This window comes from Aquimarina mycalae, assembly GCF_029906345.1.
GTDB lineage: Bacteria > Bacteroidota > Bacteroidia > Flavobacteriales > Flavobacteriaceae > Aquimarina.
Map to the genome: position 1 here is coordinate 129,169 of NZ_JARYGY010000002.1, position 26,482 is coordinate 155,650.

Sequence of the window (26,482 nt, forward strand, 5' to 3'; positions counted from 1 at the left end):
ACGAGGTTTCAAATTTGAACCTCGTTTTTATTTTGTTAATTACCCTGACTAAAGGTATAATTATTTCACTGAAATAATAACTATCGATGGATAGCGTGACTAGACGCTCCTGGTAATTCTTTAAGAAAGTCCATGACAATCCTAAAAGTTAATCTGAATTTAGTGTAAAATAGCCCCATAATAATTTCCAATTTATTTACCTACAATATAATACCTAAAACCCTTAAAGTCAACATTTTTAACATAAGAAATTTGAGGTTTTAGACGTAAAACTTAATTTTATCGATCAAAAGCACAAATGTTATTTATACAAGTATAATGTGCTTTAATCGTATAAAAGACCTTTTTTTAATTAAAAAAAGTAAAAATTCTCCTTCATTTTCAAGAGATAGATGAACAAGTTGTATTGATATATTTCTCGATTCATATTAACTCATCAGAAACCAATATCTTATCTATGAATTGCATTGCTACTAGCCGCAGGAAGTTGTCTTAAAAAAGTCTTTAACGCTTTAACATCTATAACAAAAACACCGTAAAATAATTTCATAATGGTTTGATTTTTAATTTGTTATGCAAATATAACTCCTGTATTCACATTTGTAAAAAAAATTAACATTTAGGAATTAAGATTTTAGACGTACAGCATTTATATATCGATATGAGTATAAAAATTCACTTTCGATTGTTAAATAACGAAGAATTAACTTACAAAAAACACAACAATTTAAGGGGCTTTACCCCCTATTTTTATTAGATAAGAATGACATTCTAATATTAAAAACTAATAAAAAAGGGGTAAAACCAACAAAAAGCATCATTTAAGGAAAATAATCACATAAAATAGAAAAAGAAGATCGTATGATGGGTACAAGAATGTCATACAAACATTATCTTTTTTCTACTAAGATATATGATCTTACGTTATTCCTATTTACGAATAGCATAGCCACTTGCTTGAGGTAAATCTTTTAAGAACTCAATAATAACAGTATAATCAAGTCCAATTATCGAAGTAATAAAGTCCATAGTATTATATTTTAAAACAAATATAAAGGGTAGATAAGCATACAAACGGTGACAAAAGTTACCCTATACTGTTAAAGAAGTGTTAGATTCTAAAGGATAAAATATACTGAGGATGTGCAAAACGGTATTATTACGCTCATTTTTTCGAAAAGCATAAATATTGCATATAAAAACATAAATATTGCATATAAAAAAGAGATTATCAACTAGATAATCTCTTTTACAATATTGTAAAATACATAGAATAGGGGTTTATGTATAATAATAAATAATTAATGTCTGATTACATAGCTCGAAGCAGAAGGTAGCTCCTTAATAAAACTAATAAAAGACTTAAATTGTGAACCTAAAATTGTGTAAAAATTTCTCATAGTATATTGTTTTTTAATTATTTACATAAAATTAACAACTACTTTGCGAATTTTCAAATTAAAATGTTAAAAAACATGTGGTTTTAGACAAGAAACCATAATAACCGACAAAAAACACACAAACTTTGAAGTGATTAAAAAATTTAAGGGAAATATCCCACTTTTTTAACATACAGATCAGGGGATATTTCCCTATTTTTTACGGATTTACCGTAATTAACTAATTTTCAATACCTTATGTTTTATCAAAAAAGGAGGAAAACCGTAATTAAAATGAGCGGTTTATGGAATATTTAGGTACTTATGAGTCTGTAAAGACACCTTCCATTTAGGGTTTTCCATCACATAATCAACTATTAACGGAATTACTTTATCTCTTACACTCCATTCTGGTTGTAAATACAGTACACAATCCTCAGAAACTAGAGCAGCTTGTTTTTCTGCAAAATCAAAATCACTCTTATTATAAACAATGCATTTAAGTTCGTGTGCTTTATTATATATTTCTTGTGTTGGTGGTTTTACTTTTTTTGGGGAAAGACATATCCAATCCCATTCACCGCTTAAAGCATATGCCCCAGAAGTTTCTATATGAGTTTGGGCTCCTTTATTTTTAAGTCCTTTAGTAAGCTCCGTCATATCCCAAGTTAAAGGTTCACCACCTGTAACGACAACTACATTGCTATATTTCATTGCATTTTCAACGATAATTTCTGTAGTTGTAGGAGGATGTAAATCTGCATTCCAACTTTCTTTTACATCACACCAGTGACATCCAACATCACAGCCGCCAATTCTTATAAAATAAGCGGCAGTACCTTTATGATATCCTTCTCCCTGAATTGTATAAAATTCTTCCATAAGCGGAAGCATCTTACCTTCATTCACCAATTTTTCCGTACTTTCTTGCATAAGGCTGCAAAGGTAGATATAAATTACGAATGAAACCCGAACGTATCACGAATCTTAAAAGAAGATGTATAGACAACTAAACAGCTTCCATAGTTATTCATAAGATAGAGTTTACACAACATTTATGCTTACTTAGGCTTTGCTGCTATACATTCTATTTCGATCTTTGCGCCTACTGCAAGTCCTTTTGCTGCAAAAGTGGTTCTTGCTGGTTTATTAGGGAAATAAGTTTTATAAATATTATTAAAAGCTGCAAAATCATTAATATCCGCAAGCACAACGGTACACTTTACCACATTATTCATATCCATCTTATGATGTTCTAATACTGCTTTAATATTTTCAAGAGTTTGCTTTGTTTCTTTTTCTATACCTCCAGAAACCAATGTACGCGTAGTATGATCCATTCCTATTTGACCAGAAAGAAAAAACAAATTACCTACTTGTACTATATCAGAAAAAGGAGCATTCGCTTTTTTGGGCTCATGAGTTTCGTGAAAAACAATTGCAACATCCGAGTTTGTATTACACCCTGTTAAAACAACTATTAAGATTGTTAATAATATTTTTTTCATTATTAAAAGTATTATAATTACGACTCAATAAAATTAGCTTATAATTTACAACACCATCCCATATTCTCATAAAAATTATACATTTACTTCAAAACAAAATCATATTCATTTCGATAGAATAGTTAAGATTCCTATTTTTATCAAAATTTACATTCACTATGAGTAGCAATCAGGAGTTCTTGGATCATATTAACAAAGGGTATATTACTAAAGGTGATTTTATAACCTTGGGAGCAGCAATGCATAACGGAGAAACGATAACAAACGCACATGTTAAGGTTCCTTTAAAAACATTAAATAGACATGGTTTAATTGCTGGAGCAACTGGAACTGGTAAAACCAAGACACTTCAAGTTCTGGCAGAAAATCTAAGTGAACAAGGGATTCCCGTTCTCTTAATGGATATCAAAGGTGATCTTAGTGGTTTGGCAGCAGCAAGTCCAGGTCATTCTAAAATTGACGAAAGGCATGAAAAAATCGGTATCCCATTTGAGGCAAAAGATTTCCCTGTAGAAATCCTCTCTTTATCCGATCAAGATGGAGTTCGTCTTAGAGCTACTGTAAGTGAATTTGGTCCTGTACTTTTTTCAAGAATTCTTGATGTTACAGAAACACAGGCAGGTATTATTGCTATTATCTTTAAATATTGTGATGATAATAAATTACCACTACTAGATTTAAAAGATCTTAAAAAAGTACTTCAATTTGCAACTCGAGAAGGAAAAGAAGAATTAGAAAAAGATTACGGAAGAATCTCTACAGCTTCTACAGGTGCCATACTAAGGAAAATTGTTGAATTAGAACAACAAGGAGCTGAATTATTTTTTGGAGAAAGATCATTTGAGGTTCAGGATCTATGTCGAGTTGATGATGATGGTAGAGGATTTATTAATATCATACGATTAACGGATATTCAGGACAAGCCAAAATTATTTTCAACATTTATGCTAAGTCTTCTGGCAGAAGTTTATAGTACATTTCCCGAACAAGGAGATAGCGGTAGACCTGAATTAATAATCTTCCTTGATGAGGCACATTTAATTTTTAAACAAGCCTCAAATGCATTAATGGATCAGATAGAAAGTATTGTGAAATTAATTCGTTCTAAAGGTGTTGGGCTATATTTTGTGACACAAAACCCAACTGATGTTCCAGATGGAGTATTGGGACAATTAGGACTTAAGGTACAACACGCCTTAAGAGCATTTACAGCAAAGGATCGTAAGGCTATTAAATTAACTGCAGAGAACTACCCTATTTCAGAGTATTATAACACTACAGAAGTTCTCACATCATTAGGTATTGGAGAAGCCTTAGTGTCTGCTCTTGACGAAAAAGGGCGCCCTACTCCACTTGCAGCTACTATGCTTAGAGCTCCAATGAGCAGAATGGATATTCTTTCGGAAAATGAATTAAAAGATTTATTAAAAAAATCTAGTCTTTCTAAAAAATACAATAAAGATATTGATCGAGAAAGTGCCTACGAGATTCTTAATGAAAAGATAGAAAAAGCTGAAGCCGAAGAAGCTAAAGCTGCTGCTAAAAAGGAGAGAGAAAAATTAAACAAACGTTCTTCAAGTTCGCGTTCCAGAAGCAGAAAATCAAGCACAACAGAAAAAGCTGTCATTAAAGTATTAACCAGTGCTACATTTATTAGAGGAGCACTAGGAGTATTGAATAAATTATTACGCTAAACACAATATCAAACTTTCTTTAACCTTAGTATAACTAACCTATCATGCTAAAAAAAATAAACTACTTATTACTTCTTTGCTTATGTATTGTAAGTTGTCAGAAAGAAAAAAAACAAGATCCTTTCGAAATTTCCTATAATAGAATAGGAAATTTGACCAATACGGTTAAGGTTAAACAACTAGATTCAATTTACGCAAATGATTCTGTGGTAAGATTATCTAAAACAGATCGATTTCTTAGTGCTACAAATACTATTGAAATCTATGAAAAAGGTGGTGCTAAATTGCTAGCATTGGAACCTCGAGAAGAAAACGATCCTGAATCTTCTATCGAAAGTATCCAAGTTATTGACTCCAGATATAAAACAGCAACGGGATTATCAGCAAATAGTGTTTTTAAGGATATCAAGGATAATTACGCTATCACCAAAATCAACAATACCTTAAGTACAGCGGTCATATTTGTGGATAGCATACAAGCATCTATAGCCATTGACAAAAAAGAATTGCCCAGTGAATTAAGACTCAATACCGATAAAAAAATTGAAGCCTCACAAATTCCTGATACAGCTAAAATCAAACACTTCCTGATCAGTTGGGATGAACATTAAACTTTGAGTAAGAATAATATGAGTACTAATTATCAAATTCAGAAAACCCCTTTTGTTGTTCCTACGACAGATGGAAAACTAATTGAAGAGCATTTTGGCAAAGCCACTGATGGTAATTCTGAAATAAGTATTGCTCACATGATTGCTCCTCCAGGTTGGAGTGAACCTTTTCAAACTCCTGAATTTGATGAATACACCTATATCATTCGCGGAAAAAAACAGTTCATTATTGATGATGAAAAGGTAATCTTAACATCGGGACAATCCATTAAAATCAAAAAAAACACTAGAGTTCAATACGCTAATCCTTTTAAAGAAGAATGTGAATATCTTGCTATTTGTCTCCCTGCATTTTCTATTGAAGCTGTACACAGAGAAGAATTATGAGAGAAAAATTAAAAAAGTATCTACCTATTTTTATTGGAAAACGTCTTTTATTTATTTTCTTTTTCAATAAAAAAAAGGCGCTACATAAAGCATATCTTTTATTTTGCACGCCTCAAAAAGGAAAAGTATTACCCGATCAAGAATATTTTCTTGAAGAAGCAGAAGATGAAATTATTTCTGTAAACGGAAATCATATACAGACCTATCGTTGGTCAAATATGGGCGAAACTATATTAATGGTCCACGGATGGGATAGTAATAGTCATCGTTGGAAAACATTAATAGAAAAATTACACCAACAAAACTATAATATTATTGCATTTGATGCACCTGCACATGGTAATTCCTCTGGAAAAATTCTTAATGTTCCGTTGTATGCTGAGTGTCTGCAAAAAATTGTAGAATTATACCGTCCTAATCATATTGTAGGTCATTCGGTTGGAGGAATGACTACGATATTCCATCAATATACCTATCCAAATCCAGAGATTGAAAAACTCGTTGTTCTGGCTGCACCAACCGAATTATCAGTTATCATGGATGGCTATCAAAAAACACTTAAGTTATCTGATAAATTTATGGATGCCTTAAGTCTCTATTTTAAAGATAAATTTGGTTTTAATTTTGAAGAATTTTCTATTGCGACATTTGCAAAAAAAATAACGCATCCAGGTCTATTAGTTCATGATAAACACGATGATGTTGCGCCATATGATGGCGCTATAAAGATTCATAAAAACTGGTCTAATGCAAAATTTGTTACTACAGAGGATTTTGGGCATTCCTTATTCTTTGATGAAGTGGATGATATAATCATCGATTTTTTGAAAGATTAAATTTTATGATCACCTTTGCATTGTGGAAAACTCTAATCTTACCAGACTCAACAAATTCTTAAGTGAAGTCGGATACTGCTCTCGTCGTGAAGCAGACAAACTGATTGACCAAGGTCGTGTTACTATAAACAATAAAGTTCCTGAGATGGGTACTAAAGTTGCTCCAGGAGACGAAATTCGAGTTGATGGTGAGTTAATTCACAAACCAAAGGAAAAACATGTATATCTTGCTTTTCATAAACCTGTTGGAATTGTCTGTACTACTGCTCAACATGAAAAAGATAATATCATTGACTTTATTAATTATCCAAAACGTATTTTCCCTATTGGTCGATTAGACAAACCCAGTGAAGGCCTAATTCTATTAACCAGTGACGGCGATATTGTCAATAAAATACTTCGAGCAAGAAACAATCACGAAAAAGAATATATTGTAACCGTAAATAAGTTGATCAGTCCTCAGTTTATAAAAAGAATGGGGAATGGTATTCCGATCTTAGATACCATTACGCGTAAATGTGAAGTAGAACAGATCAATAAATACGATTTTAGAATAGTACTTACACAAGGGCTAAACCGACAAATCAGAAGAATGTGTGAACATCTAGGATATGAAGTTATTAGACTAAAGAGAATTCGTATTATGAATGTTAATCTGGATACTCCTCTAGGCGAATGGCGTTATCTAACCGAAAAAGAGCTACAGGTACTTAATAATGATATAGGAGATTCTAGTAAAACCGAAGAAGCATCCGTTATTGAAGACGAAAGATCTGTAAGAAACAGAAACACGTCTAAACGTTTTAATCCTAAAAACAATAACAGAAAAGCCTCAGCAAACAACAATTCATCTACTTCAAAAAAAAGAAAACGAAGCGACCGTAAACGTTAACCTTACATACATATGAATACACTGTCTCCTTTTCATTTAGCAATTCCAGTAGACAATTTAAGTCTAGCCAGAGATTTTTATCACAACACTCTTGGTCTTGAAGAAGGCCGAAGTAGCGATCATTGGGTTGATTTTAATTTTTTTGGTCATCAGTTGGTAATTCATTATAAACCTAAGCAAGAAACAAACAGTGACCATCATAATAATGTAGATGGTAAGCAAGTTCCTGTACCGCATTTTGGGGTAGTATTGGAGTGGGAAACTTGGCAAAACTTTGCCAATATGCTTTCAACGAAGAACGTTCAGTTTACAATCGAACCTTATATTAGGTTTAAAGGAGAAATTGGTGAACAAGCTACCATGTTTTTCTATGATCCTTGTGGGAATGCTTTAGAATTTAAATCTTTCAAAGATCCTTCTCAGATTTTTGCTAAGTAACTTTATATCCCTTGTTTTAAAGATTGTATTTTCAGCAACAATTCAAGCTTTCTAAATAAACAATCGTTAAAAACGCATTTTTTTTATTTAAAAAGGCAAAATGCTAAAGTTATACTACAAATTCTTATTATATTCTGCCCCAATTAGAATACAACAAAAAAAGAAATGGATTTTATTGAACCTCTAAAATACGGAGTACCCTGTTTTTTAGCCTTAATATTAGTAGAGTTAACATATAGTAAAACACACGACCATAAAGATTTATATAATTGGAAGGATTTACGAGCTAGTTTAACAATGGGGGTAGGATCTGCTATTCTAGGACCATTAATCAAAACGGTTTTCTCGATAATTCTTTTTCATTTTGTATATAATTTTTTTAATCCAGAAATAGATGGCATACGAACCAATATTATGGGATGGAAATCTTTTGGTTTTGCTTGGTATGTATGGTTATTATGTCAACTTGCAGATGATTACACCTATTATTGGTTTCATAGACAAAATCATATGATACGTGCCTTATGGGCAGCACATATAGTTCATCATTCTTCTGATAATTTTAATTTAGGTACTGCTGTTCGCAATGGTTGGTTTACCCTGTTATACAAACCACTATTTTATATGTGGATGCCAGCTATTGGATTTGATCCTAATATGGTTATCGTATGTTTGGGTATTGAAGCATTATGGCAATTTCAATTGCATTCGGTATATATTCCAAAAATGGGGTTTATCGAAAAGATTTTCAACACCCATACTATGCACCAAGTACATCATGCTAAGAATGTAGAGTACATGGATAAAAACCACGGAGGGTTTCTAAATATCTTTGATAAAATATTCGGTACATGGAAAGAACTTGATGACAATATTGAGGTACAATATGGTGTAACACATGCTCCCAATTCTTATAACCCATGGGTTATTCTTACTCACGAATATTCTGACATTTGGAATGACACTAAAAAATCTAAAAACTGGTATCATAAATTTATGTATATTTTTGGACCTCCAGGATGGAGTCATGATGGAAGCACTTTAACTGTAAAACAAATGCAAAAAGAACTGGAACTAAAGAAGATTGCAGCGGACTTGAAATCATCATAAGTTTTTCATAACAACCCCCAAAATGTATCGCTATGAATTACCAGGAAATTATAAATACACAAAGGAAGTTTTTTAATACAAATGCTACTAAAGACATCTCTTTTAGGATTAGAGAACTAAAGCGGTTAAAAAATGTATTACAAAAAAATGAAGATTCTTTATATAAAGCTATTTATAGTGATTTTAAAAAATCTGAATACGAGACATATACTACAGAATTAGGTATTATTTATCATGAAATTGATTTGGCCCTAATCAAAATCAAAAAATGGTCTAAGAAAAGAAGAGTCTCTACGGGTTTAGCAAACCTACCAGCAACCAGTTATATTATTCCAGAGCCTTTCGGAACTGTTTTAGTAATGGGAGCCTGGAATTATCCTTATCAAATATCTTTGGTTCCTGTTGTAGCTGCAATTGCTGCGGGTTGTACTGTAATTCTTAAACCAAGTGAAATTCCATCGCATTCTTCTGAAGTTATGGCTAGGATTATAAATCAAAGCTTTAATCCTGAGTTTTTGAAAGTTATTGAAGGTGGTGTAAAAGAAACGACAGAGTTATTAAAAATAAAATTCGATAAAATATTTTTTACAGGAAGTGTGCAGGTAGGCAAAATCATCTATCAAGCTGCCGCCAAGCATTTAACTCCTGTAACTCTAGAATTAGGAGGTAAAAGTCCAGCAATTATAACCAAAGATGTAAATATTGACATGACAGCAAAACGTTTGGTTTGGGCTAAATTTTTAAATACTGGCCAGACGTGTATTGCACCAGATTATATAATGGTGGATTCTGCAATAGAGGATCAATTATTAGCTGCCATTAAAAAACATATAGAAATAGCTGATTATAAAGTAGAAAATCAAAATTACACTCAAATTATTAATCAGAAAAACTTTGAAAGGTTACAAGATTTTATAGAGAAAGATAAAGTGTTTTATGGAGGAGATTGTAATACTGATGATAGAGTTATAACTCCAACAGTAATGACAGGGGTTACATTTGAAGATAAAGTAATGCAAGAAGAAATTTTTGGTCCAATTCTACCAGTGTTATCATTTAATACCATAGAAGAAGCGATTGCTAAGATCAAGACTTTATCAAAACCTTTATCTTGTTATATTTTCACAAAAAATAAAGCTGTAAAAAACAAGGTTCTTAATGAGATTTCTTTTGGTGGCGGTGCGATAAATGATGCAGTGATGCATTTTATGGAGCAAAACTTACCTTTTGGTGGTGTAGGTGATAGTGGTATCGGTAATTATCACGGAAAAGCAGGATTCGAAGCTTTTTCTCACTATAAAAGTGTGCTACAAAAATCCTTTTTAATTGAACTAAATCTTAAATACGCCCCTTATTCGAGTGTTAAGCTAAAATGGTTAAAAAGACTTATTGGATAGTACTATTAATTTTAGTTTTATCTTTCTTTAATCTATTTATTATGTGTTGTTCCACCTCATCTGTATCCCAGATATCTGCAATGTTATCCAATTGCATTATTTCATCCATAATAGCAGCTTGATGATCACCGATCTCCAATGCCTCTGCATAAGGTCTATGCGTAAACGTAACTCTGGTATACAAAGGAATCCACTTTTCGGGATGTTTTTCAGAAAATCGTTTTTCTATTTTCTTTCGTAGAAGAAACTCAGCGTCTGCAGTCTTACTACTCATTTCCATGAAATTACGATAAGAAAGCTCTGCAATGGCATCTGTACTTGGTTTTCTGGATTCTTGATATTTTTCAAAAATATCCTGCCAATTATCCCCTTGATATGCTTCGATGATATCATCCAGCACAGAAATATCTTCAAAACCTGCATTAATTCCTTGTCCATAAAAAGGCACAATTGCATGTGCAGAATCTCCAACCAATGCTACTTTATCCCAATAGGACCAAGGATAACATTTCATAGTAACCAATGCACTTGTTGGATTATTCTTAAAATCGTTAAGTAAGGTCGGCATTAACGATATCGTATCAGGAAAATGTCGTTCCCAAAATGCTTTTACTTCTGCATCATTTGTCAAACTTTCAAATGAATTTTCTCCTTCATGAGGCATAAACAATGTACAAGTAAAACTTCCATCCAGATTTGGCAATGCAATCAACATAAACTTTCCTCTAGGCCAAATATGAAGTGAGTTTTTATCTAGTTTATGCGTTCCATATGAATTAGCAGGAATACCAAGTTCTTTATATCCAGCATCCAAAAAGTCTTGAGAATAATCAAACCTACTTCTTCGTTGCATTTTATGCCTTACTCTAGAGAAAGCACCATCACATCCAAAAATCATGTCATATTGATACTCTTTCCAGGCTCCTTTTTCTGATGCTCCAGTATAAATCTTAGCTTCAGGTAAGTTAACATCCCATACTTTTTCATTAAATCTGAATACTACACCTGATTCTTCTGCAAGTGTAATCATCTTACGATTTAATACTCCTCTTGAAATTGAATATATGGCCTCACCTTCTTTACCATAATATTGATGATATTCGGGTTGATCATTTATATGCATCGCTCTTTTGTGCATAGGAATGGCTAATTTTCTAATTTCACCTCCAATTCCTACTCTATCCAATGCTTTCCATCCACGAACGGACATGGCCAGGTTTATAGAACGACCACTAAATTCTACCTTTCTAATATCAGGTCTTCTGTCAAACACTGTTACCTGATGCCCTCTCTTTTTTAGATAAATAGCTAATAATGAGCCTGCTAATCCACTTCCTACAATAGCTATGTTTTTCGTTTGCATATATTTTTTATCATACTAAGCTTGCCTAAATATAAAAGGGTTACAAAACCCGAGTCTTAATGTTCTAGGCAAACCAGCTCTATATTTAGCGCTTATGCAAACATTAAAACCTCCAACAAATGTAAAAAAATTATCAATGAATTGTTATTTTATAACTTTTATAGCGAACAGTAATGGAAATAATTTATCCGAGCTCTCGAACATTCCATTTTTATTCTTTATCAAACCTGGAAAAATATCATACGGAGATGCATCATATTCTTTTAGATACTCGATAGTCAATCCTGCTTCAGACAAAGATGAAATCACTTCTCCCAATCCATGATTCCAACCATATTCTTTACTTATCATATTAGCATTGGTATTAGCATAAGTACCTTGATATTCTTCATATATCACTTCTTTTTGATGATATCCATACTTAAGTATTGGCTTGTCTTCTAAATAATCAAACATCCATGCTATTGGATGAAATTCTATCATATAAAAAGTTCCTCCAGGTTTTAACCTTTCTGCAATCATTCGAGCCCAAGGTTTTAAATCAGGTAACCAACCAATCACTCCATAACTAGTAAATACAATGTCAAACTGATCCTTTACATGATCAGAAGTATCCAAAACATTACAGCATACAAATTCGGCATTTAATTTCAACTCAGCATTTAATTCTTTCGCTAATTCAATTCCTTTTTCAGAAAGATCTACACCAGTACATCTTGCTCCCATCCTACTCCAACTCAATGTATCTTGTCCAAAATGACATTGTAGATGTAATAATGATTTTCCTGACACATCTCCTAAAGCTTCTAATTCATATTGTTTTAAGGAAGTTATTCCTTTTTTAAAAGTTTCAAGATCATAGAACTTACTAGATGCATGAATCTGTACTTTTTCATTCCATGTAGCAGCATTCGTATCAAAATATTTTTGAAATTCCTCAGACATTATTATTGCTATTAATAGTTTCTAAATATAATAAGGTTTATTAATTGTTATAGAAATATGAATATAACAATTAGACTTTTTATAACACATTTTAATATAATTAATAAGTAAATTAGATGGAAAATTACTGATTGCTAGTTGTGTGATCCAGAAAATTCAATACTAACAGAACTGATTTCTTTTTTAGCACAATATAATTTGTAATGTTTTTGAAGCAATAACGACTTATTAGCCATGATAAAAGAGTTCAAAGAATTTTCTACAGATGCAATTTTAAGAATAGGAAACGAAGAATTATTAAGTACTTATTCTGTATCCAAAAATGTTGAATTATTTACTTTTATTTGGGCTAAGGACAGTACAGCATTTATTGAAGTAGATGGGATTTCTGTAACTTTGGAACAGCATAAAATAATTGTACTTACTCCTAATCAATATTTTAAATTTATCGAAGGATATAATCTTATTGTATATCAATTTAACAGAGAGTTTTATTGTATCAAAGATCACGACAAAGAAGTAAGTTGCCATGGTGTATTATTTTATGGCAATAGTATAATTCCTATTATCGAGTTAGATTCAGAAAATCAAAAAAAATTAGATTTTTTACATCAGGTTTTTCTTGATGAACTAGAAACTGTAGATAACATTCAAGCAGAAATGTTGCGCATGTTGATGGCACGTTTTATCATCACTACTACGAGACTCATTAAACAACAGAGTCATTTCGAAAATATTTATAATGATCAGGTAGATCTCATTAGAGAGTTTAATGTGTTGGTAGAATATCATTTTAGAAAAGAACATTCTGTAGCATTTTATGCAGAAAAACTTTTTAAATCCCCAAAAACACTTTCTAATAGTTTTTCAAAATTCATAAAAAGCCCTTTACAAATAATTCACGATCGAATTATATTAGAAGCTAAAAGATTACTTATATACACGGATAAATCCGCCAAAGAAATAGCCTATGAGGTTGGTTTTGATGATGCCTCTCATCTTAGCCGTATGTTTAAAAAACACACATCCCTTTCGCCTTCAGAATTTAAAAAACAACTTAAACCTGAAACTGTAGGGAAGTATTGACAATAAAGAAGGAAAAAGATCCCTTCTACTATATTTATTTTTGCCCCAAATTTGTAGTATGATTAACCATTTACCAAATGCCGAAATTATTTTCGGGTAAAAATATACAGATATGAAAACTTTATACACACACAGCATTACAATATTCGCATTAATATTTTTTGTAGGTTTCTTTTCTGGGTATTCACAAGAAAAAATGTATGAAACTCAATTGGAGACTGTATACTTACAAAATGCTAAAGAAATAGTTTATAAAAATACTTTTAGCGATTATAATCAAAATTTGATCGATGCAAAACATATTAATTTCAAAAAAGAGATAAAAAATTTAACGGGAAAAAACACCTCTTTATTTTTTGTATCCAACAAATGTCAAGTAGAAGTAATAAAGTCTTCTTACCTGAAAACCATACGAAAAGCAGCAAACAGAAGTAGAAATCCAGAAGCATTCCAGGCATTTCTATATGACAATTTACCGCAGTTAGGCCATCAATTTTCTTTAGATAACAACCTTAAAGAATTGTATTTTATTTCTAGAAAAGATACCTTTAATGGCAGAATAGACGCGTTACCCAGTGTTCTATAAAAACTAACACAAACTCTAACTAAAAAAATGAATAAAATCAAGAATGCCTTACCCCTGGTATTAAGGATTGTTGTTGCTATTATCCTAATACAAACACTTAGATTTAAATTTACTGCACATCCCGATAGTGTGTATATCTTTTCTAAAGTTGGCTTAGAGCCATATGGTAGAATAGGGATTGGGATCGCAGAATTAATTGCCGGAGTTTTACTGCTTGTACCTAAAACCGTATGGATCGGAGCTATGTTAACACTTGGTGTCATCGGAGGTGCTATTTTTATGCACATTACAAAATTAGGAATTGAAATCAATAATGATGGTGGAGTTCTTTTTATTACAGCTATGACAACATTTGTTTTAAGTGCTATAATTCTTTGGATTAAACGAAAAGAAGTCAAATTTTTCTAAATAAAAATATTATAAAAATTGAAGTTATAAAAACCTCCAAATATGGAGGTTTTTTTATACTCAGGAAAAATTGACAAGTCATCGGGAAAAAGGAACATTCCTAGAACGTTGGTATTAACTCATCTTTGCATTGTTAATGTAAAACAATATAAGATGAACACTAAAAATAAATCAATATTCAATTTAATCGAAATTTTCCGTCAAGGAAAACAACGAATCTCCAGAGCAATAAATGCAAAAGCGCATTGTGATCAAAGAAGTCATCATGATTTCTATTGTGATGCAGAAAGACCATTTATACAAGACCAAAAATAAGGCAAAGGAAAAATTGACATGTCTTCGGGAAAAACAAACATTTTATTGCTCGTATCCTGATCGCATCTTTGCCCTGTCAATATAAATGACATTAAAAACAAAATATAAACGCTTCCTGAGAATAAATTCAGGATATAAAAAACAATAATTATGGCAACAATCAATGTTCTAACAAGAGAAGAAGTAAATCCAACAAACCAAGCAATATTCGACAACCTTAATAAAGCTCTTGGTTTTGTACCAAATTTATTTGCAACCTATGCACATAGTGAGACTGCATTAGAAAACTATTTAAATTTATCAAATGCAAAAACTTCATTAAAAGCAAAAGAAAAAGAAGCAGTTAATCTTGCCGTTAGTGAAGTAAACAACTGTACATACTGTTTATCTGCACATACAGCAATTGGTAAAATGAATGGCTTTACCGACGAACAAATATTAGAATTAAGAGCAGGAAAAGCTTCATTTGATACAAAATTAGATGCTTTAGCAAAGCTTGCTAAAAACATTACAGAAAATAGAGGTCGTGCGGATAAAGAAGTAATAGACAACTTTTTTAACGCAGGATACAATAAAGGAAATTTAGTAGACACTATTGTTTTAGTAGGAGACAAAACTATCTCTAACTATTTAAATAATGCAACAGACATTCCTATTGATTTCCCTATTGCGCAACCATTAGAGGCCGCTACAGTATAATTCCAAAAACAATAATCAAAATCATTAAACCATTAACATATAAATATTTAAAATCATGAAAAAGTTAATCGCATTATTTACATTTATTTTTGCTATCACAATAAGCACAACTGCTCAAGATGTTAAAACCGTTTCTCTTGAACAAACTAAAGGAGAATTTACTCAAAAACAAGTTACACTATCTGAAGGTAGTTATGTTTTTAACATCTCTAACAACAACTCTGGAACTGATGTAGGTTTTGTATTGGTTCCTGCAGGAAAAGATGCTTCTAATCCTAAGAATCACATTCAAGAGGCATATGTTACTAAAGTTGTGGCTGAAGGAAAAACAGAAAGCTCTAAAACTGTAACATTACAAAAGGGAGAATACAATTATTTTTGTCCTCTAAACAAAACACCTCAATATAAATTGATTGTAAAGTAGTTACATAGATCAATTTTTAAAACCTAAAACCTTGTTAATTCAATTTAACAAGGTTTTTGTTTTCTATATTTTAGCCAAAAACTATTTCAGCATGAAAAATATTGTCATATTAACCTTCACTTCTTTGTTATTATTTGCCTGCAAGCAAGAACCTAAAAAAGAATATAAGTATGACGATGATACTGAAATAAAAGGTCCTGAGACTGAAAAAAAGAAAATCCCAACAACGGCAGAAGCAATTGCTAATGCAAATGGTTTTGAGCATTGGAAAAAGGTTGAAGAAATAAGATTTACTTTTAATGTAGATCGAGATAGTAGTCATTATGAGCGTTCCTGGACTTGGAGACCCAAAAAAAACGAAGTTACTCTAACTACCGCAGAAGATACTATATCATACAATAGAACGAATATCGACAGTACAGCAATAAAAGCTGATCAAGGTTTTATCAATGATAAATATTGGTTACTAGCACCTTTTAATTTGATATGGGATCAAACTAGTTTTACCTCAGAACATCAAGTACAAGCTATAGCACCTATCAGCAATAAAGAAATGCAAAAATTCACTATCATATATAATAATGAAGGCGGTTATACGCCTGGTGATGCCTATGATTTTTATTTCGAAGGTGATTTTAAAATAAAAGAATGGGTGTTTCGAGAAAAGAATAAAGCAGCACCTTCATTAATTACTTCCTGGGAAGATTATGAAGACTTCAACGGAATCAAAATTGCCAAAACCCATATGCGTAACGAAGGTAACTGGAAACTTCATTTCACTAATATCCAAGTTACTACTGAATAAATATTATTTGATATTGAAAGTTATTTAGAACGTTTTTTAGAAATTACGAACGTAACCAATAAAGCCACAATCGTAGCTAATAACAAAGCTGTAAAGCTCAGTTTTAAACTATCGATCTTGGATAAAAACCCAAGAAATGGCGGGCTTATTAAAAAACCCAGATAACCAAATCCTGCCACAAAGGATATTCCTTCTGCAGAAGAGATGCCTTGAGTTTTTCCTGCTAGCCTAAAAAGTTCTGGGATAATTACAGAAAAACCTAACCCAACGAATCCAAATCCAATAATAGTAATTATTAATCCAGAAGCCAATACGGCAATAAATCCAAAAATACTTATTAAACAACCGCTAATAATTATTACCAAAGATCCAAAATGCTTACTAACACTGTCACCAAAAAAACGACCTAACGTCATCATTATTGAAAAAGCCACAAACCCAAATCCAGAAATTTTTTCTGAAGAAATCATTACCACATCCTGCATATACAGTTTACTCCAATGTTCTATTGCTCCCTCACTTCCCATTATCAAAAAAGCAATAACTGTAAGTCCTAATAGAGGTTTTATTAAGGTTGCATCAAAAGATTTTTTTGAGCGATCTTCTTTTTTTCCTTTAATATTGATATACCCTTTACAGACCATTATATTAGATACGATCACGAAAATCGCAGCACATAACATATGTACCAATGGTATATTAAAATAAGTAATCAAAAAACTTCCAACACCAGCACCAATAACACCTCCCAAACTAAAAAAACCATGAGAAGCAGACATAATATGAACCGTATCTTCTTGCTCTATTTCAGATACTAATGCATTCATAGCTACATCTGTTAAACAAGCAAATAATCCCACAACAAACAACACGATACATAGCATCATATAATTCTGAGCAATTAAAGGCATTAAAAAAGCAAGTGAAAAAAGAGTAATCCCGATACTGGTAATTTTACCAACACCAAACCTACCTATAATTATAGAAGATAATGGGATCATTACTAATGTTCCCAATGCAAAACAAAAAAGTGCAATTCCTAGTTGAGCATCATCAATAAGTAGTTTTGATTTTATTTTAGGAATATACAATACCCATGTACCTGTCATGATATTAAGTGAGGCAAAAACCCAGGCAGGTCCAAAATATCTGAGTTTACTGATAATCAAGCATAAAGAATTCAAGATACGTTGTTTAACTATTAATTGATATCAAAATTAAACACAAAATCACCTCTATATTAACACAAAATATTCAAATATTAAGACAATATATTCTTTAGAGATACATATAGTTAATTTTAATGGTAATTTTGTTATATGAAATTGTCATATGAGCAGATTTATCTAGAGCAATCAAAATCTTTAAAAATAGAAAGCTATACTAAAGATTCTCTTTGCCACGAAATAAACTGGCACTTACATCCAGAGTATGAAATAGTATTTATCAGAAACGGTTCAGGAACTCTTCAGGCAGCATCAACCATAAAAAATTATGATGATGGGCTGCTGATTTTTATAGGCCCTAATATACCACACATGCCATTTGGTAATAAACAGTTTGGAAATAATGTAGAGGTAGTTATTCAATTTTCTGAAAGTTTTATTCTGGAAAAATTAGGTTATTTTCCTGAATTCTATTCTATACTAGAGTTTATTCGAAAACTTCCTAAAGGGTATATTTTTTCTAAAGAAACAAAGCAAGAATTAACTGATTCTTTTTTAAAGTTAGCTAACCAAAATAATACTGAAAAATTATTAACCTTCATTCATATATTGTATCATCTCTCTATAGCAAGTCATAAAAATCCAATTACAAAGTCTAATCATAATTTAGAAATCAATAAAAATTCTTTGGAGCGAATATCAAAGGTCTTTGAATACATCAATAAGAATTACGCAAAGAGAATCCAATCAGAAACTATAGCTAAAGAATTAGGATTAACTCCTAATTCTTTTTGTAGAATGTTTAAATCTTCTACAAATAAGAGTTTTATTCATTTTCTCAATGAATTTAGAATCAAAAAGGCACAGGAGTTATTCGAAAATAAAAACACTTCGATATCTGATGTTTTATATAAATGTGGATTTAATGATCATTCCTACTTCTGTAGACAATTCAGAAAATATACTGCTATGAGTCCATCTCAATATATTAAAAAATTAGAGTAACCTATTAACCCTTATCTAAAATGCCTTTTTTCAATATCCGACCAAACTCATACATATCTTCATAAGAACAATAAAAAGGAGCAGGTGCTAATCTGATTACATTTGGTTCTCTCCAATCTGTAATCACTCCGTTTTTCATCAAATAATCAAATAATTTTCTCCCTTCACCATGAAGAAAAACCGAAAGTTGCGTTCCTCGTTCTTCAGGATTTGATGGAGTTATTATTTCGAAAGTACTTTCTACTTCGGCATCAATTTCTGTGAGAATATATTCTAAGTATGCGACAATTAGATTCCGTTTTTTTATCAAAGCATCCATTCCTACTTCATCAAATAATTCTAATGATGCTAAATAGGGAGCTAACGATAAAATTGGTGCATTACTTAGCTGCCAGGCATCTGCATTTGGCATAGGTTCGAATTCAGGTTTCATTAAAAACCGGGATTCTTTTTCTGTTCCCCACCACCCTTCAAAACGCGGAATATCTTTCTTATTATGATATCGCTCGTGGACATAACATCCTGAGGCATTTCCAGGGCCACTATTCATGTATTTATAACTGCACCAAGCAGCAAAATCCACATCCCAATCATGAAGTTCTAGTGCAACATTACCAGCGCCATGGGCAAGATCCCAACCTACAAAAGCTCCAATATCATGACCCGCTTTTGTAATGGTTTTCATATCAAAAACCTGTCCTGTGTAATAATTAACTCCTCCAATCAAAACCAATGCACATTCTTCTCCAACGGTTTCAATAGTTGCAAGGATATCCTCTATTCTAAAGTTATGTTCTCCTTTTCTTTTCTTAATTTCTACAATAGCATCATCGGGATCATATCCATGAAAGCGCACTTGACTTTGTAGCATATATTGATCACTCGGAAAAGCCTTTTCTTCACAGATAATCTTATACCTTTTTCCTTCTGGTCTATAAAATGAAACCATTAACAGATGCAAGTTAACGGTTAGCGTATTCATCACTGTAATTTCTGAAGGTTTTGCACCTACAATTTTACTTAATGGATTTGCTAGACGTTCATGATAATCCCACCAAGGTTTATTTGCGTAAAAATGACCTTCTACGGCAAGTTCAGACCAATCATTCATTACCTCATCTACATATTCCTTTGTATTTTTGGGTTGAAGTCCTAAAGAATTCCCAGTAAAATAGATAACCTGTTTGTCATTCACTTTAGGAAAAAGAAACTTATCTCTATATGGGTATAAAGCATCTTGCTGATCTAATTTCTTAGCAAATTCTCTGCTATTCTCGAATTGCATTCTTGTGTTTTGATCCAAAAATACATATTAGAACTGAGATTATATAATCTTTTAAAAACCATGCGAAAATAAAAGGGAAAATTCCGCATAAATTATTATCTTAATGCCATCAAAAAACTATTCAACCTTCCAATTTAAATGCATAGACATATATCCTAAGTGTCTCTAAATGTTTAGGTGAAATAATCTCTTAATACTATATCCTTATGAAAGAATTAAAAAAATTAGCTGGAGTGAAAACGTTGAGTAAAAAAGTTCAAAAAACGGTAAATGGCGGACATTGTCCTCCTTGCCCTCCTGGTCAGTGCGGGCAAATACATCCATTAACCGACTTATGGTTTTGCACTCCTTGTTAGTTATTGAATAGTAAAGTTTTTTTTACTTAAAAAAACTAAGGAATAATTGCAGTAGTTATCTAATAAGATCTACTGCAATTTTTTTAGCAAGGTTTCGGCTTCTTTAAAGTTATAATTCTGACCATCTTGCGTAATAATCTCTAAAACCTCTATTGCCTCCTTCTTTTTACCTTGTTTTAGATATACTAATACTTTATACCAATACCCTTTAGACTGATCAATTGCATCAGAGTCTATCAATTGATCAAAATATGAAATAGCCTCTGTATACTTATCCAACTCTAACGCAGAAAGTCCAGAATATATCAATACTGGTGGTAACACTTCGTTGTTATTTTCAACAAAATCTTTAAACAGTTTATAACTGTCTTTATATTGCTTCTGTTCGAACAATAGCTGCCCTTCTGCCAATTGATTCTCATCACTTCTACTTGTCAAAGAAGGTAAATCCTGCCATTGATTATATGAAGCATATAAATCCTGTGGAGAATCACCAGAACTCATGGTGTATAATACTACGAATAAAGCAATTGAGGCGGCGACCAACAAAGGCATCCATAATTTTCTATTAAAAGAAGGTGTTTGTTTTCTTTTTTTATAATTGGATTGTGCTCTAACTAATAGATCTTTAAATTCTTGCGCTTCTTTACTTATAAAGTATTTTTCAACTTCTTGCACATCTTTTTTGTCTGGACTAAAAGATTCATTGATCCATGTAGATTCATCTGCTTGCGCGAATAATTCTTGGTGTATTCTGAATTCTTTTAACAATTCAGAATTATTTTGTAATGACTCTTCAAAAAATGCCTTATCTTCAGTAGAAAGTTCATCTCTGAGATATGCATCAATCTGATCATGATATATTGATTGGTTAGTATCCATTACGATATCAGATTTTTAAATCGGTTATCCGTTTTTATGTGTTCAATAAGTTTCGCTTTACATTTAAATACTCGTTGTCTAGCAACAGTTTCTGAAGCATAAGACAATTGTTTTACCATATCCGCATAAGATACTTTTTTCAGGAACAATGCCAGTATTTGCTTACAATTATCTGACAACTGATCTAGTTTCTCCTTAAAAAGCTCCCATCGTTCTTGTTCTAATAAAGCATATGCCATATCGGACTCATCACTTACTAGTTCAGTGACCTTATCATTTGTTACCCTATTTTTTCTTTTATTTAACTCTCTTCTCCATAAATTTTTACATGCAGTAAATAAATATCCTTCGAATGTAGAATGGATAGCTTCTAGTTTCTTTAATTTTATCCTAGCGGAAATTTGCATCAACGCTTTTTGAAAAACATCTTCTGCATCTGTTTGTTGTCCTTTATTTTGAAGTACAAAATTTAACACCTTAGGGAAAAAAGATCTATATATAGTTGCTACAACTCTTTCATCTGAGTCTAGTATTCCTTGAATAAAATATTTATTATCTGGCATTAAAATTGATTAAAAAAAGTAATTCTATTGGGTAACAAAACTAAGCAATTTTACACTTACTATTGAGTTTAAACTTTTAACAGTTTATAAACTCCTAAAATAATAGTAATATTGCAAAACAAAAAAAGTAAATCATGAGAAAAATTTTAACCTTATTAATTGTTGCTGTCACATTTTCGGTATTCACAAACTGCGCAAATGACGACGGTGTTGGATTAGAAGTAGTAGAAAAACAAGAAGAAGTTTCATTTCAAAAAAACTCTCCTATATTAATAGAGACTGGTGATGAAGCACAAAACGGTGATTGTCAAATTATTTTTAATTTTGATGACCCAAATATAACTCCTGCCGAAAGAGCTACAATAAGGCAATTTTATAATGACAATTATTTTACAATTTTAGGATATGATGTCATTGATCAGGATTCTGAACAATGGTATTTGGATTGTGACTCCTTTAATGCTTGGTTAGAATTACAAGGAATAATCTTAGTGCCAGGTCAAGTAATTTGTGATGTACCATATGGATGCATAGAAGGACCTAATTGCATTGTAATAGGTTGTGATGAAGAAACAGAAGAGGAAGAAGAGGAAGAAGAGGATAATACTCCAGGACCTATTGGCACTCCAGGACCAGATGGTTTCGGAAGTGATCCTTCATCAACAGGAACTACTGGGAATTTATGAAATTTTATTTTTAATAACAATAAGCACATCTAAAATGATTAAAAAAAATATTTTAGGTGTGTTTATTACCTTTCTTTTCTATTATACACCTTTAGTTGCTCAAGAAAATTTTCAAGAAATAGTTTCTTCTAAGGAGTTAGAAAATTTCCAAAAAGAAGAAAGAGTTGAAGAATTATTAAAGGAACATTTAACTTCGAAAGATAGTTTAAATTATGTAAGAGATATAATTCAATATAGTAATTGGCTATACAATACAAATCCAAAAAAAGCAATCTTATATGGAGAGGAAATAGTTTTTTTAAGAAAAACACAAATTCCATTTAATCCTTCACTACTTTCTGAAAGTCTTTACAATCTAGGGTTTTATTACAATAAAACCGAAAATCATATTAATTCTATTAATGCTTATAAAGCACATATTAGAATTAAAGAGTCTAAAAACGTATATGTGGCTCATGCTCATTTCTACATCGGTAAAAATCTAAGGAAAATTGGTGATTTTCAGGCATCATTAGAATATTTTGAAAAGTCTATCCAACTATACAAAAAACTGAAACTCTATAAATATCAATACAAAGCTTTGATAGAATCCGCTTCCATCTATCAACTACTTAGAGATAAAAAAAGTATTCAAAATGGGATTAAAAACATTGAACAGGCATATGCACTAGATTCACTTATTAATTTAACCCCATATCAACGCTTTACAATAAATCAAAGATTAGCAAATTTTTATAATACTGATAAAGCGTATGATGTTAATATTTGTATAAAATATTATAAAAAAGCTCTTGAAATTGGGATTAAATCGAATAAACCAATCTGGATGGCTAATACCTATAACAATATTGGGAACATTTATCTTCATAGGAAAATTAATGTAGATTCTTCTATTTATTTTTTTAAAAAAGCACAAACATTTCCTCGTAAAAACAAAACAGCAAAAGCTCGAGTATTCCATAATATCGGCTCTTATCACATGCTTAAAAAAGAGTATCAAAAAGCCATTTATTCTTTTGAAAAAGCTTTAGACACTCTTCAATTACCTATCAACAAAAACACTGATTCATTTGTTGAATCTATCGCATTTAAAAACAAAATTGAAATCTTATACATTCTAAAAAAATATGGAAATGCGGTCACAAAAAAACACGAAACATTTAAATTAAAGCAAACCGATTCTTTGTTAAAAAAATCCATTTTATTTTTTAAGTATGCTGATTTATTGGTTGACAACATTAGATTGGTCAATGGAGATTTCCAATCAAAATTATTTTGGAAAGAGCATACTTTTGATTTATACTCGAATATGGTAAGAACCTATTCGTTATTAAATCAACCGGAAAGAGCTTATTATTTCATGGAAAAAAACAAAGCATTATTGCTTCTTGAAGATGTAACGAATGAACAACTAAAAAGAATAGCAAACATCCCTGATAATATCATTGAAAGAGAATTTTCATTAAAAAGAAAGATTGCAAAAACCCAAAATCTACTTTCTAAAAGTTCTATAGATTCTTTAAAAACTAGATTATTTGATCAAAAAAAAAATTATGGAAGATTCATTGATTCATTAGAAATCACCTATCCTCAATATACCAGTACAATGAGTAAGCCCAACATTACATCATTAAATAACGTACAATTATATGCAGATAGCAATAACTCTTCTTTCATACAATATATAATAGATGATGAACAAGGCTTTGGTTTACTTATTAATAAAAACAAAACGGAGCTTTTCCAAATTGAAAATATAGAGAACCTTAGAAAAGATATTTTATCTTTTGGTAACCTAATTACTTCTCCTTTTTCTTCAAAAAAAGATCGAGAAGAATACAAAACAGTTAGTAATAACATTTATAATGCTTTAGTTCCTAAACATATTAGATCATATCTAACAGAAAAAATTACCATTATACCTGATTATGGTTTACATAACATTCCGTTCGAAGCCCTATTTACGAGCAATAATCAATATCTAATTGAGCATCACGAAATAAATTATGCCTATTCTATTTCTTTCCTAATTCAAAATAAAGAACTTATACGTACTCCAGAAAAAGAGTTTTTAGGATTTGCGCCTGTTCAATATTCTGGTAAGCTTGCTACATTATCTAATAGTAAGATAGAAGTAAATCAAGTTTCCACTGGTTTTGATAGCACTATTTTATCCAATGATAAAGCAACTAAACAAAATCTTATAGATCATTTATCCAATTATGAAGTGATCCACTTGTCAACTCATGCAAATGCAAATGATTCTATTACTCCATGGATTGCTAGTACAAAGGAAAAAATAACACTTAATGATATTTATGCCACTAAAAATAATGCAGAGCTTGTAGTTTTAAGCGCATGCAACACCTCTATTGGATCTATTAAAAAAGGAGAAGGTGTTATGAGTCTTGCTCGTGGTTTTTTTAATACTGGTGCTAACAGCGTAATTTCTACTTTATGGAAAGCAGATGATCAATCTACTTTAGAACTTACTACCGATTTTTATAAATTTCTAAAAAAAGGGATGTCTAAATCAGAGGCTTTGCGAAAGACCAAATTAAACTATCTTACTAATCATTCGTTAAGTGAAGCTTCTCCTTATTATTGGTCTTCTCTAATACTTATTGGGGATCCAGATCCATTACCTTCTATTTCGAGATTCAACATTTGGATGTTTATCCTTGGATTTATACCACTAACATTCTTAATCATTTTATTCTTTTATAAAAAAAGAGTAAATAATTTCTTTTTCTGGGTAACAGAATATTTTTTCCTGAACTTCTTTATGTAAAACAAAATATTTAAGAACAAAAGATTGATTAAAAAATCTTAGATAAGTTTTACTAAAAATATTCTTTCGCGAAGAATTGCCTAAAATCCTGAGGGAAAATAAATCAGGATAATTAACAAATAAAATTTAAAAACAATGAAAACGAAATTAATCACTTTACTTTTTTTAAGCACTATAGCTTTTGTTAGCTGTAATAAAGATGACATTGATGAAGAGTTAAATTTACAATCAGAATCTAAAATGTTTCCTGTGGTTGAACAGGCTCCACCAGTTATTGAACTATCACTCAATTTCGGAAAAACCAATTATATTACTGGTACGGATTATGCTAGTTTTTTTATAAAATCAAAAAAGGCATTATCAAAGGATTTAAGAATCGAGATAGATTATAGCATAAATAATAGCACTGTGATACCAGTTAGACCAGAGTTTCATATAAAAGCAGGAGAAAGACGTTCAGAGGGAATTTATAACGTTCACGCAGGAGCATTTGGATCCGTATGTGATGGAGGAAAAAATGTAACACTTAAAGCCACCAAAGTATATTATGGAGGTCAATTATTATCGCAAAGTAGTTATTCGGTGTTACCTTCATCAGGGCAGACTAGCTTATTTTTGAGATTAACAAATTGTAATCTACTTCAGATGCCAGATATAGCACTAGATTTTGATTTTGACGGAGTAACCAATGATAATGACGAATGCCCAGATGATTATGGAACTGAGGAAGATGGATGTCCACCATCTAATAATTAAATTCTTTCATTAAAAAATCAATAAAAATCACCCCATTAAAAGATAAATTCCTTAATGGGGTTTTAAATTTTAAAATCATTAGTAATTATATAGCTTTGCATAAAATCAA

At 31.3% G+C, this 26,482-nt stretch carries 27 protein-coding genes; 19 read left to right on the top strand and 8 right to left on the bottom strand.

Annotated elements, in window-relative coordinates; genetic code table 11:
- Nucleotides 1-1,682: 1,682 nt before the first annotated feature.
- A complete protein-coding gene (locus QBK95_RS05230; RefSeq protein ID WP_280931294.1) occupies nt 1,683-2,312 on the bottom strand; it encodes a 7-carboxy-7-deazaguanine synthase QueE in 630 nt (209 codons plus the stop codon).
- A gap of 128 nt (nt 2,313-2,440) precedes the next feature.
- Nucleotides 2,441-2,887: a RidA family protein gene (locus QBK95_RS05235; RefSeq protein ID WP_280931296.1), complete on the bottom strand. Its 447-nt coding sequence runs from the start codon at nt 2,885-2,887 to the stop codon at nt 2,441-2,443.
- Between the two features lie 158 nt (nt 2,888-3,045).
- On the opposite strand from QBK95_RS05235, the gene QBK95_RS05240 reads away from it, so the two are divergent.
- The 8 genes from QBK95_RS05240 to QBK95_RS05275 all read left to right on the top strand — a co-directional run bounded on the left by QBK95_RS05240 (nt 3,046) and on the right by QBK95_RS05275 (nt 10,252).
- On the top strand, nt 3,046-4,581 hold the full coding sequence (locus QBK95_RS05240; protein WP_280931298.1) for a helicase HerA-like domain-containing protein: 1,536 nt from the start codon (nt 3,046-3,048) through the stop codon (nt 4,579-4,581).
- A gap of 44 nt (nt 4,582-4,625) precedes the next feature.
- On the top strand, nt 4,626-5,192 hold the full coding sequence (locus tag QBK95_RS05245) for a hypothetical protein (RefSeq protein WP_280931299.1): 567 nt from the start codon (nt 4,626-4,628) through the stop codon (nt 5,190-5,192).
- An 18-nt stretch (nt 5,193-5,210) separates the two neighbouring features.
- Nucleotides 5,211-5,579 carry a cupin domain-containing protein gene (locus QBK95_RS05250; protein WP_280932280.1) on the top strand — a complete coding sequence of 123 codons (369 nt, stop codon included), beginning with the start codon at nt 5,211-5,213 and terminating at the stop codon, nt 5,577-5,579.
- Nucleotides 5,576-6,415 (top strand): alpha/beta fold hydrolase, encoded by an 840-nt coding sequence (locus QBK95_RS05255; RefSeq protein WP_280931301.1) that lies wholly within the window; start codon nt 5,576-5,578, stop codon nt 6,413-6,415. Before QBK95_RS05250 ends, QBK95_RS05255 begins: the two co-directional genes overlap by 4 nt.
- 22 nt (nt 6,416-6,437) lie before the next feature.
- Entirely contained in the window at nt 6,438-7,307 is an 870-nt protein-coding gene (rluF, locus tag QBK95_RS05260; RefSeq protein WP_280931303.1) for a 23S rRNA pseudouridine(2604) synthase RluF, read from the top strand.
- 12 nt (nt 7,308-7,319) lie between these two features.
- Nucleotides 7,320-7,745, top strand: a complete 426-nt coding sequence (locus QBK95_RS05265) for a VOC family protein (RefSeq protein WP_280931305.1) — start codon at nt 7,320-7,322, stop codon at nt 7,743-7,745.
- 165 nt (nt 7,746-7,910) lie between these two features.
- Nucleotides 7,911-8,855 (top strand): sterol desaturase family protein, encoded by a 945-nt coding sequence (locus tag QBK95_RS05270; protein WP_280931307.1) that lies wholly within the window; start codon nt 7,911-7,913, stop codon nt 8,853-8,855.
- A 32-nt stretch (nt 8,856-8,887) separates the two neighbouring features.
- Nucleotides 8,888-10,252: an aldehyde dehydrogenase gene (locus QBK95_RS05275; protein WP_280931310.1), complete on the top strand. Its 1,365-nt coding sequence runs from the start codon at nt 8,888-8,890 to the stop codon at nt 10,250-10,252.
- Here the strand turns inward: QBK95_RS05275 and QBK95_RS05280 are convergent.
- Both QBK95_RS05280 and QBK95_RS05285 read right to left on the bottom strand, forming a co-directional pair.
- Nucleotides 10,242-11,615 (bottom strand): FAD-dependent oxidoreductase, encoded by a 1,374-nt coding sequence (locus QBK95_RS05280; RefSeq protein WP_280931312.1) that lies wholly within the window; start codon nt 11,613-11,615, stop codon nt 10,242-10,244. The two genes, QBK95_RS05275 and QBK95_RS05280, sit on opposite strands and share 11 nt — an antisense overlap.
- A gap of 144 nt (nt 11,616-11,759) precedes the next feature.
- Nucleotides 11,760-12,560, bottom strand: coding sequence for a class I SAM-dependent methyltransferase (locus QBK95_RS05285; RefSeq protein WP_280931314.1), 801 nt, complete (start codon nt 12,558-12,560; stop codon nt 11,760-11,762).
- A gap of 234 nt (nt 12,561-12,794) precedes the next feature.
- On the opposite strand from QBK95_RS05285, the gene QBK95_RS05290 reads away from it, so the two are divergent.
- The 7 genes from QBK95_RS05290 (at nt 12,795) to QBK95_RS05320 (ending at nt 16,883) form a co-directional block, all read left to right on the top strand.
- Nucleotides 12,795-13,646, top strand: coding sequence for a helix-turn-helix domain-containing protein (locus tag QBK95_RS05290; protein WP_280931318.1), 852 nt, complete (start codon nt 12,795-12,797; stop codon nt 13,644-13,646).
- A gap of 112 nt (nt 13,647-13,758) precedes the next feature.
- Nucleotides 13,759-14,232, top strand: a complete 474-nt coding sequence (locus tag QBK95_RS05295; protein WP_280931320.1) for a hypothetical protein — start codon at nt 13,759-13,761, stop codon at nt 14,230-14,232.
- Between the two features lie 27 nt (nt 14,233-14,259).
- On the top strand, nt 14,260-14,640 hold the full coding sequence (locus QBK95_RS05300; protein ID WP_280931322.1) for a DoxX family membrane protein: 381 nt from the start codon (nt 14,260-14,262) through the stop codon (nt 14,638-14,640).
- 42 nt (nt 14,641-14,682) lie between these two features.
- Nucleotides 14,683-14,955, top strand: a complete 273-nt coding sequence (locus QBK95_RS05305) for a hypothetical protein (RefSeq protein WP_280931324.1) — start codon at nt 14,683-14,685, stop codon at nt 14,953-14,955.
- A 150-nt stretch (nt 14,956-15,105) separates the two neighbouring features.
- A complete protein-coding gene (locus tag QBK95_RS05310; protein WP_280931326.1) occupies nt 15,106-15,654 on the top strand; it encodes a carboxymuconolactone decarboxylase family protein in 549 nt (182 codons plus the stop codon).
- Between the two features lie 55 nt (nt 15,655-15,709).
- Nucleotides 15,710-16,078 carry a cupredoxin domain-containing protein gene (locus QBK95_RS05315; protein WP_280931329.1) on the top strand — a complete coding sequence of 123 codons (369 nt, stop codon included), beginning with the start codon at nt 15,710-15,712 and terminating at the stop codon, nt 16,076-16,078.
- A 91-nt stretch (nt 16,079-16,169) separates the two neighbouring features.
- Nucleotides 16,170-16,883, top strand: coding sequence for a hypothetical protein (locus QBK95_RS05320; RefSeq protein ID WP_280931331.1), 714 nt, complete (start codon nt 16,170-16,172; stop codon nt 16,881-16,883).
- Between the two features lie 20 nt (nt 16,884-16,903).
- On the opposite strand, the gene QBK95_RS05325 is transcribed toward QBK95_RS05320, so the two are convergent.
- Nucleotides 16,904-18,067 (bottom strand): MFS transporter, encoded by a 1,164-nt coding sequence (locus QBK95_RS05325; protein ID WP_280931333.1) that lies wholly within the window; start codon nt 18,065-18,067, stop codon nt 16,904-16,906.
- Between the two features lie 135 nt (nt 18,068-18,202).
- On the opposite strand from QBK95_RS05325, the gene QBK95_RS05330 reads away from it, so the two are divergent.
- Nucleotides 18,203-19,054, top strand: coding sequence for an AraC family transcriptional regulator (locus QBK95_RS05330; protein WP_280931335.1), 852 nt, complete (start codon nt 18,203-18,205; stop codon nt 19,052-19,054).
- Between the two features lie 4 nt (nt 19,055-19,058).
- Here the strand turns inward: QBK95_RS05330 and kynU are convergent, their stop codons facing one another.
- From kynU to QBK95_RS05345, 3 genes are all read right to left on the bottom strand, one after another.
- Nucleotides 19,059-20,339 carry a kynureninase gene (gene kynU / locus QBK95_RS05335; RefSeq protein ID WP_280931336.1) on the bottom strand — a complete coding sequence of 427 codons (1,281 nt, stop codon included), beginning with the start codon at nt 20,337-20,339 and terminating at the stop codon, nt 19,059-19,061.
- A gap of 425 nt (nt 20,340-20,764) precedes the next feature.
- On the bottom strand, nt 20,765-21,577 hold the full coding sequence (locus QBK95_RS05340) for a tetratricopeptide repeat protein (protein WP_280931339.1): 813 nt from the start codon (nt 21,575-21,577) through the stop codon (nt 20,765-20,767).
- Nucleotides 21,577-22,140, bottom strand: coding sequence for an RNA polymerase sigma factor (locus tag QBK95_RS05345; RefSeq protein ID WP_280931341.1), 564 nt, complete (start codon nt 22,138-22,140; stop codon nt 21,577-21,579). Before QBK95_RS05345 ends, QBK95_RS05340 begins: the two co-directional genes overlap by 1 nt.
- Nucleotides 22,141-22,274: 134 nt before the next feature.
- Here QBK95_RS05345 and QBK95_RS05350 point away from each other — a divergent pair, with 134 nt between their 5' ends.
- From QBK95_RS05350 to QBK95_RS05360, 3 genes are all read left to right on the top strand, one after another.
- Complete coding sequence (locus tag QBK95_RS05350) at nt 22,275-22,826, top strand: hypothetical protein (RefSeq protein WP_280931343.1); 552 nt, start codon at nt 22,275-22,277, stop codon at nt 22,824-22,826.
- 34 nt (nt 22,827-22,860) lie between these two features.
- Entirely contained in the window at nt 22,861-25,617 is a 2,757-nt protein-coding gene (locus tag QBK95_RS05355; RefSeq protein ID WP_280931345.1) for a CHAT domain-containing protein, read from the top strand.
- 135 nt (nt 25,618-25,752) lie between these two features.
- Nucleotides 25,753-26,373 carry a hypothetical protein gene (locus tag QBK95_RS05360; protein WP_280931347.1) on the top strand — a complete coding sequence of 207 codons (621 nt, stop codon included), beginning with the start codon at nt 25,753-25,755 and terminating at the stop codon, nt 26,371-26,373.
- Nucleotides 26,374-26,482 lie beyond the last annotated feature (109 nt).